Origin of the sequence: Knoellia aerolata DSM 18566 (assembly GCF_000768695.1) — a bacterium.
Lineage (GTDB): Bacteria > Actinomycetota > Actinomycetes > Actinomycetales > Dermatophilaceae > Knoellia > Knoellia aerolata.
Genome location: NZ_AVPL01000068.1, coordinates 1 through 16,137, shown reverse-complemented (window position 1 = coordinate 16,137; position 16,137 = coordinate 1). Strand labels below are relative to the sequence as shown.

Annotated in this window: 14 protein-coding genes; 6 read left to right on the top strand and 8 right to left on the bottom strand. The window is 71.8% G+C overall.

Annotated elements, in window-relative coordinates:
- A partial coding sequence (locus N801_RS16645) for a P1 family peptidase (protein WP_035940256.1) occupies window positions 1–613 on the top strand: 613 nt, incomplete at its 5' end.
- Between the two features lie 5 nt (window positions 614–618).
- On the opposite strand, the gene N801_RS16640 is transcribed toward N801_RS16645, so the two are convergent.
- Both N801_RS16640 and guaB read right to left on the bottom strand, forming a co-directional pair.
- Entirely contained in the window at window positions 619–828 is a 210-nt protein-coding gene (locus tag N801_RS16640; RefSeq protein WP_035940253.1) for a hypothetical protein, read from the bottom strand.
- 5 nt (window positions 829–833) lie between these two features.
- The gene (gene guaB / locus N801_RS16635; RefSeq protein WP_084109160.1) at window positions 834–2,450 is read right to left on the bottom strand and encodes an IMP dehydrogenase; all 1,617 of its coding nucleotides are present in this window, start codon (window positions 2,448–2,450) and stop codon (window positions 834–836) included.
- A 180-nt stretch (window positions 2,451–2,630) separates the two neighbouring features.
- Between guaB and N801_RS16630 the strand changes: the two genes are divergently transcribed.
- Window positions 2,631–2,918 carry a WhiB family transcriptional regulator gene (locus tag N801_RS16630; protein ID WP_035940251.1) on the top strand — a complete coding sequence of 96 codons (288 nt, stop codon included), beginning with the start codon at window positions 2,631–2,633 and terminating at the stop codon, window positions 2,916–2,918.
- 199 nt (window positions 2,919–3,117) lie between these two features.
- Here N801_RS16630 and N801_RS16625 read toward each other — a convergent pair whose 3' ends face one another.
- Window positions 3,118–3,807: an aspartate/glutamate racemase family protein gene (locus N801_RS16625; protein WP_035940249.1), complete on the bottom strand. Its 690-nt coding sequence runs from the start codon at window positions 3,805–3,807 to the stop codon at window positions 3,118–3,120.
- Window positions 3,808–3,851: 44 nt separating this feature from the next.
- Here N801_RS16625 and N801_RS16620 point away from each other — a divergent pair, with 44 nt between their 5' ends.
- Window positions 3,852–4,073, top strand: coding sequence for an RNA-binding S4 domain-containing protein (locus N801_RS16620; RefSeq protein ID WP_035940247.1), 222 nt, complete (start codon window positions 3,852–3,854; stop codon window positions 4,071–4,073).
- On the opposite strand, the gene N801_RS16615 is transcribed toward N801_RS16620, so the two are convergent.
- Window positions 4,070–4,645, bottom strand: a complete 576-nt coding sequence (locus N801_RS16615; RefSeq protein WP_035940246.1) for a TetR/AcrR family transcriptional regulator — start codon at window positions 4,643–4,645, stop codon at window positions 4,070–4,072. The two genes, N801_RS16620 and N801_RS16615, sit on opposite strands and share 4 nt — an antisense overlap.
- A gap of 99 nt (window positions 4,646–4,744) precedes the next feature.
- Between N801_RS16615 and N801_RS16610 the strand changes: the two genes are divergently transcribed.
- A complete protein-coding gene (locus tag N801_RS16610; RefSeq protein WP_035940245.1) occupies window positions 4,745–5,368 on the top strand; it encodes a hypothetical protein in 624 nt (207 codons plus the stop codon).
- Between the two features lie 6 nt (window positions 5,369–5,374).
- On the opposite strand, the gene N801_RS16605 is transcribed toward N801_RS16610, so the two are convergent.
- Complete coding sequence (locus N801_RS16605; RefSeq protein WP_052113234.1) at window positions 5,375–6,415, bottom strand: class I mannose-6-phosphate isomerase; 1,041 nt, start codon at window positions 6,413–6,415, stop codon at window positions 5,375–5,377.
- The gene (locus N801_RS16600) at window positions 6,412–7,416 is read right to left on the bottom strand and encodes a LacI family DNA-binding transcriptional regulator (RefSeq protein ID WP_052113233.1); all 1,005 of its coding nucleotides are present in this window, start codon (window positions 7,414–7,416) and stop codon (window positions 6,412–6,414) included. The genes N801_RS16605 and N801_RS16600 overlap by 4 nt, the downstream gene beginning before the upstream one ends.
- A gap of 249 nt (window positions 7,417–7,665) precedes the next feature.
- On the opposite strand from N801_RS16600, the gene N801_RS16595 reads away from it, so the two are divergent.
- Complete coding sequence (locus N801_RS16595) at window positions 7,666–12,750, top strand: GH92 family glycosyl hydrolase (protein ID WP_035940239.1); 5,085 nt, start codon at window positions 7,666–7,668, stop codon at window positions 12,748–12,750.
- A 91-nt stretch (window positions 12,751–12,841) separates the two neighbouring features.
- On the opposite strand, the gene groL is transcribed toward N801_RS16595, so the two are convergent.
- On the bottom strand, window positions 12,842–14,467 hold the full coding sequence (groL, locus tag N801_RS16590) for a chaperonin GroEL (RefSeq protein WP_035940237.1): 1,626 nt from the start codon (window positions 14,465–14,467) through the stop codon (window positions 12,842–12,844).
- A gap of 141 nt (window positions 14,468–14,608) precedes the next feature.
- Complete coding sequence (gene groES, locus N801_RS16585) at window positions 14,609–14,902, bottom strand: co-chaperone GroES (RefSeq protein WP_035940235.1); 294 nt, start codon at window positions 14,900–14,902, stop codon at window positions 14,609–14,611.
- Window positions 14,903–15,167: 265 nt separating this feature from the next.
- Between groES and N801_RS16580 the strand changes: the two genes are divergently transcribed.
- Entirely contained in the window at window positions 15,168–15,980 is an 813-nt protein-coding gene (locus tag N801_RS16580) for a GNAT family N-acetyltransferase (protein ID WP_035940233.1), read from the top strand.
- Window positions 15,981–16,137: the final 157 nt, after the last annotated feature.

The window sequence follows — 16,137 nt, the reverse complement described above, 5'->3', positions numbered from 1 at the left end:
CGCGACGGGCGGACCGGTCGAGCAGGGCGCGGTCGGCGCGGGAACCGGCGCGCGCTCCGGCGGCCTGCGCGGCGGCGTGGGATCGGCCAGTGCGGTCGTCGACGGCGTGACGGTGGGCGCGCTCGTCGTCGTCAACGCCATGGGCTCCCCCTGCGACCGGGACGGCAGCCTGTATGCCGTCCGCTCCGGCCTCGCGGACGAGTTCGCCCGGGTGCCCGCTCCCGACCCCGAGCGGGCCCGGACCTACTGGGAAGAGCGCGCCGCCGAGGCGGACGAGCTGCGCGCGGGCACCGCGACGACGATCGGGGTGGTCGCGACGGACGCGACCCTGACCAAGGTGCAGTGCCGCAAGCTCGCCGAGGTGAGCCACGACGGCCTGGCGCGGGCCCTGTCACCGGTGCACACGGCATACGACGGGGACACCCTGTTCACCCTCGCGACGGGCGACGGCCCGGCACCGGACGAGATCGACCTCGTCCGCCTGCAGACGGCCGCCGCGGACTGCGTCACCCGGGCGGTCGGCCACGCGATGCTCGCCGCCGTCTACGTCGACCGGACCGGCGAGGGCGGCGTCGCGCTCGCGTCGTGGAGCCAGCGCCTCTCCTCTGGCTGATCGGCTCAGCCGAAGTGGCGGATCATGAACTCCGTGTCGACGTCGCGTCCCCCGGTGGGGTCGGGGGGCGGCTCGGTCTGCTGCGACGTCGTCATCTGCTCGGGGGTGATCCGCGGCAGGTCGACGTGCACCCGGTGCGCGAGGTCCGTGCCGTGGGGGTCGGTGTCGGGCATCGGGGGCTCCTGCTGGTCGTCGGTGACCCCAGTGTGGCGCACGGGGCTCAGCGGGACGAGTAGTTCGGCGCCTCGACGATGCCGGAGATGTCGTGCGGGTGGCTCTCCTTGAGCCCGGCCGTCGTGATCCGCACGAAGCGGCCCTTGGCCTTGAGGTCGGTGACGGTGCGCGCGCCGACGTAGAACATCGACTGGTGCAGCCCGCCGACGAGCTGGTGGGCCACGGCCCCGACCGGTCCTCGGTAGGCGACCTGGCCTTCGATGCCCTCGGGGACGATCCGGTCGTCGCTCGTGACGTCGGCCTGGAAGTAGCGGTCCTTGGAGTAGGACTTCTTGCCGCGCGAGCTCATCGCGCCGAGCGAGCCCATGCCGCGGTAGGCCTTGAACTGCTTGCCGTTGATGAAGACGAGCTCACCCGGCGACTCCTCGCAGCCCGCGAAGAGCGAGCCGATCATCACCGAGTCGGCGCCGGCGACGAGCGCCTTGGCGATGTCGCCGGAGTACTGGAGGCCGCCGTCGCCGATGAGCGGGACCCCGGCCGGGCCGCACGCCTGCGCGGCGTTGTGGATCGCGGTGACCTGCGGGACGCCGACGCCGGCGACCACGCGCGTCGTGCAGATCGAGCCCGGGCCGACCCCGACCTTGACGGCGTCGACGCCGGCGTCGATGAGGGCCTGGGCGCCGGAGCGGGTGGCGATGTTGCCGCCGATGACCTGGACGTGGCGGGTGGCCGGGTCCTTCTTGAGACGCTCGATCATCTCGAGGAGCAGGCGCGCGTGGCCGTGGGCGGTGTCGACGACGAGGACGTCGACCCCGGCCTCGATGAGGGTCGTCGCCCGCTGCCAGGCCTCGCCGAAGTAGCCGACCGCGGCACCGACGAGCAGTCGGCCGGAGGCGTCCTTGCTCGCGTGCGGGAACTGCTCGGACTTGACGAAGTCCTTGACCGTGATGAGGCCGGTGAGGCGGCCCTGGGAGTCGACGAGCGGCAGTCGCTCACGCTTGTGCTGGCGCAGCAGCCTCGTCGCCTCCTCGTGCCCGATGTCCTCGGGGCCGGTGAAGAGCGGCATCGGCGTCATGACGTCGCGCACGAGCGTCGTGGCCCACTCGGCGACCGGGGTGAAGCGGAGGTCACGGTTGGTGATGATGCCGAGCAGGTGCCGGCCCTCGTCGAGGACCGGGAGGCCGGAGACGCGGTAGCGCCCGCACTGCTCGTCGAGGTCCTCCAGGGTCGCGTCCGGGCCGATCGTCACGGGGTTGGAGATGCGGCCGGTCTGGGTGCGCTTGACGAGGTCGACCTGGTAGGCCTGGTCCTCGATCGAGAGGTTGCGGTGGAGGATCCCGAGGCCGCCCTCGCGGGCCATGGCGATGGCCATCCGCGCCTCGGTGACCGTGTCCATGGCCGCCGACACGAGCGGCACCCGCAGGCTGATCTCGCGGGTGAGGCGCGAGGTGGTGTCGACCTCGCTGGGGATGACGTCGGTCTCGCCGGGCTGGAGCAGCACGTCGTCGTAGGTCAGGCCCAGCTCGGCGAACGGTGCCGGGAGGCCCTGAGCGGCCTCGGGGACCGCGGCCGCCCGGGGCGCCGGGGCGGGGGAGGAAGGCGTCGGCGCCGGGGCGCCGGACTCGGCCTCGAGGTGGGTGGGGCGGTCGACACCAAGGCTCATTGCGCAAGTCTAGGCCAGCCCCGGGCACGGTCGGAGTCCGCCACGGAGGGCCCTGACTTTGCCAATTTTTTACCCGGGCCAGACCCGGTGCATGCCAACCCGTTCCTAACCTGATGCTGCGCGGCACGGACGCGGAGGATGGCCGGCGCGACGACGCGTCGACCGGACGGAGGAGGGGTCATGACTGACATCGCACGACTGCCCAAGCCGACGCTCGACGTCTGGGAGTGGCAGTTCGACGGTCACTGCCGCCAGGTGAGCCCCGAGGTCTTCTTCCATCCCGAGGGCGAGCGCGGCAACCAGCGGCGCAGCCGCGACGACCGGGCCAAGGCCGTCTGTGACACGTGCCCCGTCCTCAAGCGGTGCCGGGAGCACGCCCTCGCCTCCCGCGAGCCCTACGGCGTCTGGGGCGGCATGACCGAGGACGAGCGGATCCGCATCATCAACCAGCGTGAGCTCGCGAGCTGACCGCCGTCGGCACCGAGTGACCGCACCGCAGGCCGGCCGGGAGTGACCAGGGACACTCCCGGCTGACCGGCGCCCCACACGTGCTCGGGTGGCTGGTCTGGATCAGGGAGAACCGTCCAGCCGCCCGGGCATGACCCCTCCGGGTCCCCTGGTGTCCACGTGGTCACCGTGGCCACCGTGGTCCTCATGTGCCTCGTCGTCAGGCGCAGAGCCAGTCGACCCCGGCCCCCACGTGCAGCGCCGTGGTGTCGTACTGCGGCAGGACGCCGTCGCCGGGGCGCAGCAGCAGGCCGATCTCGGTGCACCCGAGGATGACCGCGTCGGCGCCACGCCCGGCGAGGCGCTCGACCACGGACACGTACTCCGCGCGCGACTCCTCGCGGACGACGTCGTGGACGAGCTCGTCGTAGATGACCCGGTGCACCGTCCTGCGGTCGTCCTCCGCGGGGACCAGCACGTCGAGCCCGCGCTCGCGCAGCCGCCCGGCGTAGAAGTCGTGCTCCATGGTGAACCGCGTCGCGAGCAGCCCGACCGTCCTGCGCCCGTCGGCGATGAGGGCGTCCGCCGTCGGGTCGGCGATGTGGAGCAGCGGGACACCGGCCGCGTCCTGCACGGCGTCCGCGACCTTGTGCATGGTGTTGGTCGCGAGGAGCATCGCCTCCGCGCCGCCGGCCGCGAGGCCCCGGGCGGCGTCGGTGAGCACGGTGGTGGCGACGTCCCAGTCGCCGGCGTGCTGGGCGCGCACGACCGGCTCGAAGTCGACGCTGTGGAGCAGGAGCCGTGCCGAGTGGTGACCCCCGAGCCGGGCCGCGACGCCCTCGTTGAGGCCGCGGTAGTAGGCCGCCGTGCTGGTCCAGCTCATCCCGCCGAGCACTCCGAGCATGCGCATGCTCGCACCCTAGGCCACCTCGCGACGCACCTATCCTTGGTCGCGTGACCCCCACCGAGATCCCCATCGCCGGCGAGAGCATCCGCCTCGGCCAGCTCCTCAAGTTCGCGTCGGTCGTCGAGGACGGCGCCGACGCGCGAGCCGTGATCGAGGCGGGCGAGGTCGAGGTCAACGGCGAGGTCGACACCCGTCGGGGTCGCCAGGTGCGCCCCGGTGACACCGTCCGCTACGCCGGCGAGACCTTCGCCGTCATCCAGGAGCTCTAGGGCCGGGGTGCGACGAAGGGCACCAGGACCTCGTCCACGAGCTCCACGACGAGGTCGTCGTCGATGGGGTCGCCGGTGACGAGGAGCCGGTGCCAGAGCACGCTCTGGCCCAGCTCCCGTGCGAGGTGGACGGGCACGTCCACGCGGACGTCCCCCCGCTCGACGCCCCGGGCGAGCAGGGCGGACATCTCCGCCTTCCGGTAGCCGATGACGTCCCTGCGCAAGGTCTCGGCAAGCTGCTCGTCCTGGACCGACGCCGCGACGACCCCCCGCAGGATCGCGGCCTGCGGACCCGTGAACAGGGCCGCCCAGCCGCGCAGCAGGGCCAGCATGTCGCCGCGGTAGCTGCCGGTGTCCTCGTGCGGGATCGCGGTCCTCGCGATGACCAGCAGGGTGTCGCGCAACAGGGTCCGACTGTCCGGCCAGCGGCGGTAGAGGACCGGCTTGCTCGTCCGGGCGGCGCTCGCGACGGCCTCCATCGTCACCGCTGCCGGCCCGCCGCGGGCCAGCAGCTCCAGCGCCGCCGCCCGAATGGCGTCGTCGAGCTCAGCTCCACGTCGGCGCGTCACCATGTCGGCCTCCCGCCTCGTTGAGGAAACGCTTGCGTATCTTGTGCGCCCGGATCTATGCTCGACCCAACAAGAAACGTCACCGTACCCTATGGAGCGACGATGTCCCTTCCCGTCCTGTTCCCGCTGCGAGCCGTCAGCACGGCGACCGTCCGCCACACCGACGCCCCGCATGGCCGTCGTCGGATCACGATCGACCACCACCCGCTGACGGGCGTGACGCCGGCAATGCTGCTCGACTGGTTCACCCACCTGGACGGCACCATCTCCTACGGCGGGGACGTCGTCGCGCGCTACCTGGCGTGGCACCCCCTCGACCACATCCGCTGGGAGCTGGACCGGCCCGCCCCCGGTGGCGGCGCCGGCGAAGGCGCACGCTTCCGCATCGTCGAGGCCTTCGGTGGCGACCCGCGCCACGCCGTCGACGTGGTGGACCGCGTCGAGAAGCTCGACGAGACCGGCATCCGACTGGTGACGCGGTTCGCCGGGGCGATCCTCCTCCAGCTCGAACACACGTGGTCCGCCTGCGTCGAGGGCACGCACTACGTGACCGTGATGGACATCGGCGCACGCAGCGCCCTCATGGGGCCGGTCAACGCCCATCTGCGACGTCGGTTCCCGGACGACATGGCGCGCGCCTGGGTCCGCCACAACATCGAGGAGGTGGGTCAGCTCGAGCACCTGCTCCCCCGGCTGGCCCGCTCCAGCGCAGCGCCCCCTCGCTGAGCCGGGTCAGGCGGTGGGGGGCAGGCAGCGGATGAGGGTGACGTCGCCGCTCACGGTGACGTCGCCGGCCGCGTGCGGGACGAGCAGCACGTCGCCCGCCCGCACCTCGCGGGTCCCGTGCCGGGACGTGAGCGTGCCGGAGCCGTCGACGACGACGACGGCCGCGTATGCCGCGGGCACGGTGACGTCGCCCGTCACCGGCCGGACCACCTCGGCGCTGAAGAACGCGCTCGCCTCGTCGGGCAGGGCCGGCCCGTGGCCCTCGACGTCGGCCCACCGCCGTCGCAGCGACGCGAGCCGCTCGGCGGTCACCGGTCCGTGGTCCACGCTGCGCAGCGCCAGCGCGCGGTCCAGGCCGAGGAAGGCGTGGTCGAGCTCCAGCCCGAACCGCTCGTGCTCGAGCATGACCGAGAAGTCGGTCGGCTCCTGGAGCTCGAGGATGAGCACGCCCTCGCCGATGGCATGCGGCTGGCCCGCGGGCACGAGCACGGCGTCGCCGACGGAGACCTCGATGGGGTTGAGGGCGGCGAGCAGGCGCTCGTCCTGCGCGTCGACGAGATCGGCGAGCGCCTCGGGCGAGAGCTCGTCGCGGAAGCCCACCCACACGGTCGCGCCGGGCTCGGCGACGAGGACGATCCACGCCTCCGTCTTGCCGTGGTCGCAGTCGAGGTGGGCGGCCGCGAACTCCCGGCTCGGGTGCGAGTGGACCGGCAGGCGCTCGCCGCTGTCGAGCAGCTTGGTGAGGAGGTGCGGCTCCTCGCCGAAGCGGGCCACGTGCGCCGCGCCGAGCCAGCCGTGCGGGTCGGACCGGAGGGCGTCCGGCAGCGGGACCCCGGTGTCCAGGGTCGTCACTCCCCCGCCCCCCTCGGCGAAGAGATGCGCGGTGGAGCCCACCCAGTCCTCGGGACGGTAGCCGTCGAAGTCCGCCGGCACGTCCAGCCCGCGGAAGGCGAGGATCCGCTCGCCGCCGCGGTAGAACCGACGGGGGGTGTTGGCCGCCAGCGTGGCGGTCGTGGCCGGTGCCGTGGTGGTGGGGGTGTCGGTCATGGCAGAGCCTTCCGGAGACGTGCGGTTGCGGGGAGCCGGCCGGACTCCCGGACGATGAGACGGGTCGGCATGACGACGGTCTGGGCCGGCGACTCGTCACCGAGCAGCCGGGCGAAGAGCTGGAGCACCGCCTTCTGCCCGATCGAGGCCGGGTCCTGGTGGACGACGGTCACGGCGGGCTCGACGAGGTCGGCGAGCTCGAAGTCGTCGTAGCCGACGAGCCCCATCTCGACCCCGACGGCGCGCATGGCGTGCAGCGCGGCGAGGGTGACCCGGTTGTTGCCGGTGATCACGGCGGTGACCGGCGTCCGCTCGCGCGACCACGCGCTGAGCCGGGTCGCGAGCGAGTCGGCGGTGTGGGGACCCATCACCACGCGGGTGTCGCCGGGCAGGCCCAGCGCGTCGTGGATGCCGACGAAGGCCTCCCGCCGCTGCCGTGCGGTCCAGAACTCGGCGTCGTCCCCGAGGAACGCGATCCGCCGGTGACCGTTGGCGACGAGGTGCTCGACGGCGCTGCGCACCCCTCCCGGGTTGTCGCTGATCACCGTGTCGCACGGCTCGCCACGCACCGGACGGTCGACGTAGACGATGGGGGTGCCGCTCGCCGACACCGTCGGGTCGACCACCGGCTGCTCCCCGGCAGGGACGACGACGAGCCCGTCGACGCGGCGGTTGATGAGCCCCTCGAGGACGACCCGCTCGCGGGTCGGCGAGCCCTCGGCCGACGCCGTGATGAGCTGGTGCTGACGGATGCGGGCCTCGCGCTCGACCGCGGCGCTGATCTGCGAGTAGAACGGGTTCGCGAGGTCCTCGACGACGAGCGCGATGGTCTGGGTGCGGCCCTGGCGCAGGATGCGGGCGCCGTCGTGGCGCATGAACCCGATGCGGTCGATGACCCCGCGCACGCGCTGCTCGGTGTCGCGGCGCACCCCCGGCTCCCGGTTGACGACCCGCGAGACCGTCTTGACGGACACGTGGGCCTCCGCCGCCACGTCCGCCATGGTCGGCCGGGCCGATGTCCGCTTTCCTGACAACGCTGTCACTCCCTGATCACACCAAACTCCGTGCTCCAAGGCAACGTGGGCCCCTGATCCCACGCCCGCGGCGCCCGAGCCTGTCCGATGTCGTGTCCTCACCGGACAAGGTGGGGTCCTCGCGTTGCGCTGCCGGCGGCGGGCCAGCATGGTCGGGCGGGACGGCTGGTCACGGGAGATCGGCCGACGCTCAACGACGAGCCCCCCGGAGGAAGCATGCGCCCCACCACCGCAGTCCCCAGAGGCCTCACGGCCGGTGCCCTCGCCCTCACCCTCGGGTGGGCGACGGCCTCCGTCGCCGTGGCCGCCCCGCCACCCACGGCAGGCCCAGCCGCGGCCCCGGCGGCCGTCGAGGGCGGCGCCTGGTCCACCTCCTTCGAGGAGGGCCAGCCGCAGCCGCTCGAGTCCACCGTCGAGGTCGACGCCGACGGGCCCCGGCAGCAGACCGTCACCGGGGGCGTGGCCTCCGACGGCAGCCTCCTCGGCTCGGTCACCGGCATCACGGCGAGCGCCGAGAACGGACCGGGCGAGGTGGCCGCGAACCTCGCCGACGCCAACCCGGACACCAAGTGGCTCGCCTTCCAGACCACCGGGTGGGTCCGCTACCAGCTGTCCACCCCGAAGCGGGCGCTGACCTACACGCTCACGTCGGCCAACGACGCCCCCGAGCGGGACCCGAAGGACGTCACCGTCCAGGGTTCGACCGACGGCACGACGTGGACCGACCTCGACCGCCGCACCGGGCTCAGCTTCTCGAGCCGGCTGCAGAAGCAGACCTTCACCGTGACGACGCCAGGGGACTACACCTTCTACCGGCTGAACATCACCGCGGTCAACGGCGCCAGCCTGCTGCAGCTCGCCGACTGGGGCCTGTTCGGCGACGTCACGGACACCGAGCCGGAGATCGCCCCCATGGTCTCCACGGTCGGCGCGGGACCTCGTTCCGGCTACAACCTCAAGTCGAGCGTCGGCTGGACCGGCGTCAAGGCGATGCGTTACGGCGGGCGGCACACCGCCGCCGGGCGCGGCTTCGCGTGGAACCGCCTCTTCGACGTCGACGTGGCGGTGGGCGACCGCTCGCAGCTGAGCTACAAGATCGCCCCCGATATGATCACCGGCGACCTGTCCTACCCCTCGACGTACACCGCGGTCGACCTGCGCTTCACCGACGGCACGTTCCTGTCCGCCCTCGGCGCGACCGACACGCACGACACGGCGGCCTCCCCGAACGGCCAGGGTGTCGGCAAGATCCTCTACGCCGCACAGTGGAACTCGGTCACCGTCGACCTCGGCGCCTCGGCCCGGGGCAAGACGATCGACGCGATCGTCCTCGGCTACGACAACACCGCGAGCCCGACGAAGGAGACGACGTTCGGCGGCTGGGTGGACGACATCACCATCGACCCCGCACCCGTCGCGCTCGACCGCTCCAGCCCGTCGTATGCCGTGGACGTGCGGCGTGGCACGAACTCGTCGGGCTCGTTCTCGCGCGGCAACAACCTCCCGATCAGCGCCGTCCCCAACGGGTTCACGTTCTTCACGCCCGTGACGAACGCCAACTCGCAGACGTGGCAGTACGACTACCAGGCCCGCAACAACGCGCAGAACCGCCCGACGCTCCAGGGCCTCGGCATCTCCCACGAGCCGTCCCCGTGGATGGGTGACCGCAACCAGATGTCGGTCATGCCCTCGATCGCCCAGGGCGTCCCGACCGGCAGCGCGTCCGGGCGGGCCATCGCGTTCGACCACGACGACGAGGTCGCCCGCCCGGACCACTACCGGGTCCACCTCGACGGCGGGATCGTCGCCGAGACCGCACCGGCCGACCACGGCGGTGTCTACCGCTTCACCTTCCCGGACGCGGCGCCCACCGGCAGCCTCGTCCTCGACACGGTCGACAACAACGGCACCTTCACCGTCGACGCCGCCGCCGGCACGCTGAGCGGCTGGGTCGACAACGGCAGCGGGCTCTCCGTGGGCCGCAGCCGGATGTTCGTCCACGGCACGTTCGACCGCGCCGCCACCGCCACGGGCGTCGCCCCGAACGGCCACTCCGGCACCCGCTACGCCACGTTCGACACGACCACCGACCGTGACGTCGAGCTCCGGCTCGCCACCTCGTTCATCTCCCTCGACCAGGCCAGGCGCAACGGCGCGCTGGAGCTCACCGGTCGGGCCTTCTCCGAGGTGCAGGGCGCGGCAAAGGCCCTGTGGGACAAGCGCCTCGGCGTGGTCGAGGTGGAGGGGGCCAGCGACTCCGAGCTGCGCACCCTGTACTCCAACCTCTACCGCCTCAACCTCTACCCGAACAGCCAGTTCGAGAACACCGGCACGGCCTCCGCGCCGACCTACCAGTACGCCAGCCCGGTCTCACCGAAGTCGGGCGCCGCGACCGCGACGACGACGAACGCCCCCGTCAAGAACGGCAAGATCTACGTCAACAACGGCTTCTGGGACACGTACCGGACGGTCTGGCCGGCCTACTCCCTGCTCTACCCGGAGTTCGCGGCGGAGATCGCCGACGGGTTCGTCCAGCAGTACCGCGACGGTGGCTGGGTCGCGCGCTGGTCCTCCCCGGGCTACGCCGACCTCATGACCGGTACCAGCTCGGACGCCTCGTTCGCCGACGCCTTCGTCAAGGGCGTCCCGCTGCCCGACAAGGTCGGCACCTACGACGCCGCCCTCAAGAACGCCACCGTGCTGCCGCCGTCGTCCGGCGTCGGCCGCAAGGGGCTCGCGACCTCGACCTTCCTCGGCTTCACCCCGGACAGCACGCACGAGAGCGTCTCGTGGGGCCTCGAGGGCCTCATCAACGACTTCGGGATCGGCAACCAGGCCGCGAAGCTCGCCCAGGACCAGACCGTCCCGGCCAAGCGTCGCGCCACCCTCGCCGAGGAGTCCGAGTACTTCCTCAAGCGCGCCACGGCATACACGAACCACTTCGACCCGGCGAGCGGCTTCCTGCGGGTGCGGTCGGCGAACGGTGAGTTCGCGCCGAACTTCGACCCCGAGGTCTGGGGCGGCGGCTACACCGAGACGAACGGCTGGAACTTCGCCTTCCACGCACCGCACGACGGCAACGGGCTCGCGAACCTCCTCGGAGGGCGCGAGGCGATGGCCGACAAGCTCGACGAGTTCTTCACCACCCCCGAGACCGGGACCAAGCCCGGCAGCTACGGCGGGATCATCCACGAGATCATCGAGGCCCGCGACGTCCGGATGGGCATGTTCGGGATGAGCAACCAGGTCTCGCACCACATCCCGTACATGTACAACTGGACCGGCAAGCAGTCCCGGACCGCCGAGAAGGTGCGCGAGATCCTGCGCCGCCTCTACGTCGGTGGCGACATCGGCCAGGGCTACGCCGGCGACGAGGACAACGGCGAGCAGTCGGCGTGGAACACGCTGTCGTCACTGGGCCTCTACCCGCTGCAGGTCGGTTCGGCGCAGTGGGCCGTCGGGTCGCCGAAGTTCACCAAGGCGACCGTGCACCGCACCCAGGGTGACCTCGTCGTCAACGCGCCGAACAACTCGGAGCGCAACATCTACGTGCAGAAGCTCACCGTCGGCGGTGAGGGGCACCCGGGTGTCTCCATCGCGCACGGCAAGCTCGTGGGAGCCACGACGATCGACTTCGCCATGGGCGCCTCGCCGTCCGACTACGGCACCAAGCCGAACGCCGCTCCCCCGTCGCTGACCAAGGGCGACGCCATGCCGGCGCCGCTGAGGGACGCGACCGGACCGAACCGGGGCACGGCCACCGCGACGGGCACGACCACCGCCGCACCGCTGTTCGACAACACGTCGACGACGGCCACCACCTTCAGCACGGCCACGCCGACGGTGACGTACGCGCTGTCCGGCATCGGCCAGCGGGCGACGTTCTACTCGTTGACCAACGGCGCCTCCGCCGGGGAGCCGTCCGCGTGGCGGGTCGAGGGCTCCAGGAACGGCACGACATGGGAGACCATCGACAGCCGCTCGGGTGAGGCGTTCGCCTGGCGCACGCAGACCCGTCCGTTCAGGATCGCCGAGCCGGGGACGTACACGTCCTACCGCCTCGTCGTCACGGCGAGCACCGGGACGCCGACGCTGTCCGAGGTCGAGTTCCTCACCGACGGGTCGAAGGCGCAGAACACCGACGTGACGGTGAGCGCCACGACCACCCTCGAGGGCATCGAGGGGCAGAAGGTCGCCGGTACCGTCGGCACCTTCTCCGGAGGCAAGGGCACCACGGTCGCCGACTACTCGGCCACCATCGCCTGGGGCGACGGCACGTCGTCGGTCGGGGCCATCACGGCCGGCGACCTCGGCTCCTACACGGTCAAGGGTGAGCACACCTGGGCCGAGCCGGGCTACTACGAGACCGTCGTCACCGTGAAGGACCGCAAGGGCGAGGCCAGCAGCATCGGCGGCGTCACGGTCCACCAGGCCGTCGTCCCGTCGTACGCCTCCGGGTTCAACCTCGTCTGCATCGGGGAGCCCGGCACCGAGAGCACCTGCGACGGCGGGCAGGCGGGCATCTCCCGTCCGGCCCTCGTCGAGGCCGGCGCCTCGCCGGGCAGGCTGCTCACCGTCCCGGGCACCGACCTGCGCTGGTCGCTGCCCGCGATCCCCGCCGGGGAGAACGACAACGCCAGCGGTGCCGGACAGACCCTGCCGGTGACCCTGGCCCCGGGTGCGACGAAGCTGAGCCTCATCGGCACGGCGACCCAGAAGGACCAGGACACCGTCGGGACGGTGACGTTCACGGACGGCACGTCGACGGCATACCCGATCCAGTACGGCGACTGGTGCGGCTCTGCCAAGTTCGGCAACGCCGTCGCCGTCGAGATGACGTCGCGGCTCAACGGGACGAGCACGGACGGCTGCCACCTCAAACTGTTCGCGACCGCGCCGCTGACGATCCCCGCCGGCCGGACCGTGGCGTCGGTGACCCTGCCGGCGCAGACCGGCAACCCGCAGTCCGCCGGTCGGATCCACGTGTTCGCGGTCGCCGACAACGGCAGCCCGCTCACGGTGACCCCGGCCACCGGCGCAACGGCGCAGGCCGGGTCCGCCTCGGCGGTGACGCTCGGCACGGTCACGGGGGGCGTGCCCGCCGCCGGCGGCTACACCGCCCGGGTCGCCTGGGGTGACGGCAGCGTCACCCAGGACGCGACGGTCACCGTGGCCGCCGACGGCACGGCGACCCTCACGGGGTCGCACACGTGGGCCGCGCCGGGCAGCTACCGCGCCCGGGTCCTCGTGGGCGACAGCCGCAACGACACCCTCGCCACGGTGACCGTGACGGTCACCTGAGGTCAGGCCGCCCCGGCCCACACCAACGCGTATGCCGCGTGCGTCCCCGGAGGGAGGCACGCGGCATACGCGTCTGTCAGGAGCGAACGGCTCAGTGCGAGTGGCCGTGACCGCCGTGGCCGTGGCCCGCGGAGTTGCCGTCCTCGTCGACCTTCTTCTCGACGACGAGGGTGTCGGTCGTGAGGACCATGGAGGCGATCGACGCGGCGTTGCGCAGCGCGGAGCGCGTCACCTTGACCGGGTCGATGACGCCGGCCTTGACGAGGTCCTCGTACTCGCCCGTGGCGGCGTTGAGGCCCATCCCCGGCTCGAGCTCGGAGACCTTGGCGACGGCGACGTAGCCCTGGAGGCCGGCGTTCTCGGCGATCCAGCGCAGCGGCTCGGCCGCGGCCTTCTGCACGATGGCGGCGCCGACCTTCTCGTCACCCTCGAGGCCGAGACCGTCGATGACCTTGACGGCCTGGATGAGGGCGGAGCCGCCACCGGCGACGATGCCCTCCTCGATGGCCGCGCGGGTCGCCGAGATGGCGTCCTCGATGCGGTGCTTCTTCTCCTTGAGCTCGACCTCGGTGTGGGCACCGACCTTGATGACGCAGACGCCACCGGCGAGCTTGGCGAGGCGCTCCTGGAGCTTCTCGCGGTCCCAGTCGGAGTCGGTGCGCTCGATCTCGGCCTTGATCTGGCCGACGCGGCCCTCGACCTCGGTGCGGTCGCCCGCGCCGTCGATGATCGTCGTCGTGTCCTTGGTGACGACGACGCGACGCGCCTGGCCGAGCACGGTGAGGTCGGCCGACTCGAGCTTGAGCCCGACCTCCTCGGCGATGACCTGGCCACCGGTGAGGACGGCCATGTCCTGGAGCATCGCCTTGCGACGGTCACCGAAGCCGGGTGCCTTGACGGCGACGACGTTGAAGGTGCCGCGGATCTTGTTGACGACGAGCGTGGACAGCGCCTCGCCGTCGACGTCCTCGGAGATGATGACGAGCGGCTTGCCCGACTGGACGACCTTCTCGAGGATCGGCAGGACGTCGGCGATCGCCGAGATCTTGCCCTGGTTGATGAGGATGTAGGCGTCCTCGAGGACGGCCTCCATGCGCTCGGCGTCGGAGATGAAGTACGGCGAGATGTAGCCCTTGTCGAACTGCATGCCCTCGGTGAACTCGAGCTCGGTGGAGGCGGTCGAGGACTCCTCGACGGTGATGACGCCGTCCTTGCCGACCTTGTCGAACGCCTCGGCGATGGTGGCGCCGATCTCGGGGTCCTGCGCCGACAGGGACGCGACGGACGCGATCTCGTCCTTGCCGTCGACCTCGCGGGCGTTCTCGAGCAGGCGCTCGGACACCGCGTCGACGGCCTTGTCCATGCCGCGCTTGAGCGCCGCCGGAGCGGCACCGGCGGTGACGTTGCGCAGGCCCTCGCGGACCATGGCCTGGGCGAGGACGGTCGCGGTCGTCGTGCCGTCACCGGCGACGTCGTTGGTCTTGGTCGCGACCTCCTTGGCGAGCTGCGCGCCGAGGTTCTCGTAGGCGTCCTCGAGCTCGATCTCGCGGGCGATGGTCACGCCGTCGTTGGTGATCGTGGGGGCGCCCCACTTCTTGTCGATGACGACGTTGCGACCCTTCGGGCCGAGCGTCACCTTGACCGCGTTGGCGAGGGCGTCGACGCCCCGCTCGAGCGCCTTGCGAGCGGCGTCGTTGAACTCAAGTTCCTTGGCCATGAATGTCCTTCAGTTGTCGGAGGAGGTGCCCCCGTGGGGCACGTCGGTCGAATGCGCGTATGCCGTGGGCTCACCGTGGAGGCGAGCCCACGGCATACGCGGTGGTTCAGGTGTGCCGCGAGGGCACGGGCGGTGCGTCGATCAGCCGACGACCGCGAGGACGTCGCGGGCGCTCAGGATGAGGAGCTCCTGGCCGCCGTGCTTGACCTCGGTGCCGCCGTACTTGCTGAAGATGACGCGGTCGCCGACGGCGACGTCGAGCGGGACACGGTTGCCGTTGTCGTCGATGCGACCGGGGCCGACCGCGAGGACCTCGCCCTCCTGGGGCTTCTCCTTCGCGGTGTCCGGGATGACGAGACCGGACGCCGTGGTCTGCTCGGCCTCGAGCGACTTGATGACGATGCGGTCCTCGAGCGGCTTGATGGAAACCGACACTGTGTGACCTCCCCTTTGGGATGAGTCGATGGTGGACAGGTGTGCGTACGCGCTGCGGTGCTGTGGATCCGAATCGCCGTCGCGGGGGTCGAGTCGAGCCGCGTGCGCTGGCACTCACACGAGGCGAGTGCCAATGCCCCAAATCTAGGTCGGTCGTTAGCACTCGGTCAACTCGAGTGCCAGAACTTCTCACGGTGTTCGCCGAGGGCGCAGCGGCTGCCGCAATACGGTGGCGGGCCGCCGCCCCTCCTGACAGGCTCCCCGGATGACTGCACCCGACGCGGCGAGCCTGCTCGCGGCCTACGACGCCCAGCTCCGCCGCGACGCCGAGATCCCCTCGGCCCTCTCGTCGACGGCGATCGGACCGCTGCTCCTCGCGACCTACCTCGGGGGCCGGGGGTTCATCACCTACCGCACCCTCGACAGCGATGCCGGACCGGCGACGGCGGAGTCGGTCGCGGAGCTCGTCGCCGCGGCGGTGGAGCACTACCGCGCCCAGCCCGAGATCCTCAAGGTCGAGTGGAAGACCCGCGGTCACGACCACGCCCCGGGCCTGCACGCGGCGCTGCTCGCGGCCGGGTTCGAGCCCGAGGAGACGGAGTCGGTCATGGTCGGTGACGCGGCCCTGCTCGCCGTCGACGTCGCCCTCCCGGAGGGGGTGACCGTGCGCCGGGTGAGCGAGGAGGCCGAGGTCCTGCCCATGCTGGCCATGCAGGCGGAGGTCTTCGGCGACGACCCCGAGGACGCCGCCGCCCACGACGAGGAGGTCCTGCACCGCCTCCGCACCCGCGACGACCTGGAGATGTGGGTCGCCGAGGTCGACGGACAGGTCGTCAGCGCCGGACGCCTCGAGCCGGTGGACGGTACCGACTTCGCCGGCATCTGGGGCGGCGCCACCCGCCCCGAGCACCGGGGGCGCGGGATCTACCGGGCGCTCACGGCGGCGCGCGCCCGGTCGGCGATCCGGCACGGGAAGCGCTTCATCCACAGCGACTCGACGGAGTTCTCGCGGCCGATCCTCGAGCGGTCCGGGCTCGTCAAGGTCACGACGACGACTCCTTATGTGTGGAAGCGGTGACAAAAGGACTAGTCATGGGCCACCCTGTGCGGATGCGCATCCCGGTCACCCTCGTGGCGATGTCCACCGCCCTGCTCGTCCTCGGCCCGTCGCCCGCCGCCGCGACCGTCGTCACGCCCGCGCCGGCAGGTGCCACGCCGGCGCGGACGGCCGCCCC

Bases quoted from the DNA above. Each gene is read 5' to 3' on its own strand.
- groL (WP_035940237.1), bottom strand. From the start codon at position 14,467: ATGGCCAAGGAACTTGAGTTCAACGACGCCGCTCGCAAGGCGCTCGAG.
- N801_RS16615 (WP_035940246.1), bottom strand. From the start codon at position 4,645: ATGGTGACGCGCCGACGTGGAGCTGAGCTCGACGACGCCATTCGGGCG.
- N801_RS16610 (WP_035940245.1), top strand. From the start codon at position 4,745: ATGTCCCTTCCCGTCCTGTTCCCGCTGCGAGCCGTCAGCACGGCGACC.
- N801_RS16595 (WP_035940239.1), top strand. From the start codon at position 7,666: ATGCGCCCCACCACCGCAGTCCCCAGAGGCCTCACGGCCGGTGCCCTC.
- N801_RS16600 (WP_052113233.1), bottom strand. From the start codon at position 7,416: ATGGCGGACGTGGCGGCGGAGGCCCACGTGTCCGTCAAGACGGTCTCG.
- N801_RS16630 (WP_035940251.1), top strand. From the start codon at position 2,631: ATGACTGACATCGCACGACTGCCCAAGCCGACGCTCGACGTCTGGGAG.
- N801_RS16580 (WP_035940233.1), top strand. From the start codon at position 15,168: ATGACTGCACCCGACGCGGCGAGCCTGCTCGCGGCCTACGACGCCCAG.
- N801_RS16625 (WP_035940249.1), bottom strand. From the start codon at position 3,807: ATGCGCATGCTCGGAGTGCTCGGCGGGATGAGCTGGACCAGCACGGCG.
- N801_RS16605 (WP_052113234.1), bottom strand. From the start codon at position 6,415: ATGACCGACACCCCCACCACCACGGCACCGGCCACGACCGCCACGCTG.
- guaB (WP_084109160.1), bottom strand. From the start codon at position 2,450: ATGAGCCTTGGTGTCGACCGCCCCACCCACCTCGAGGCCGAGTCCGGC.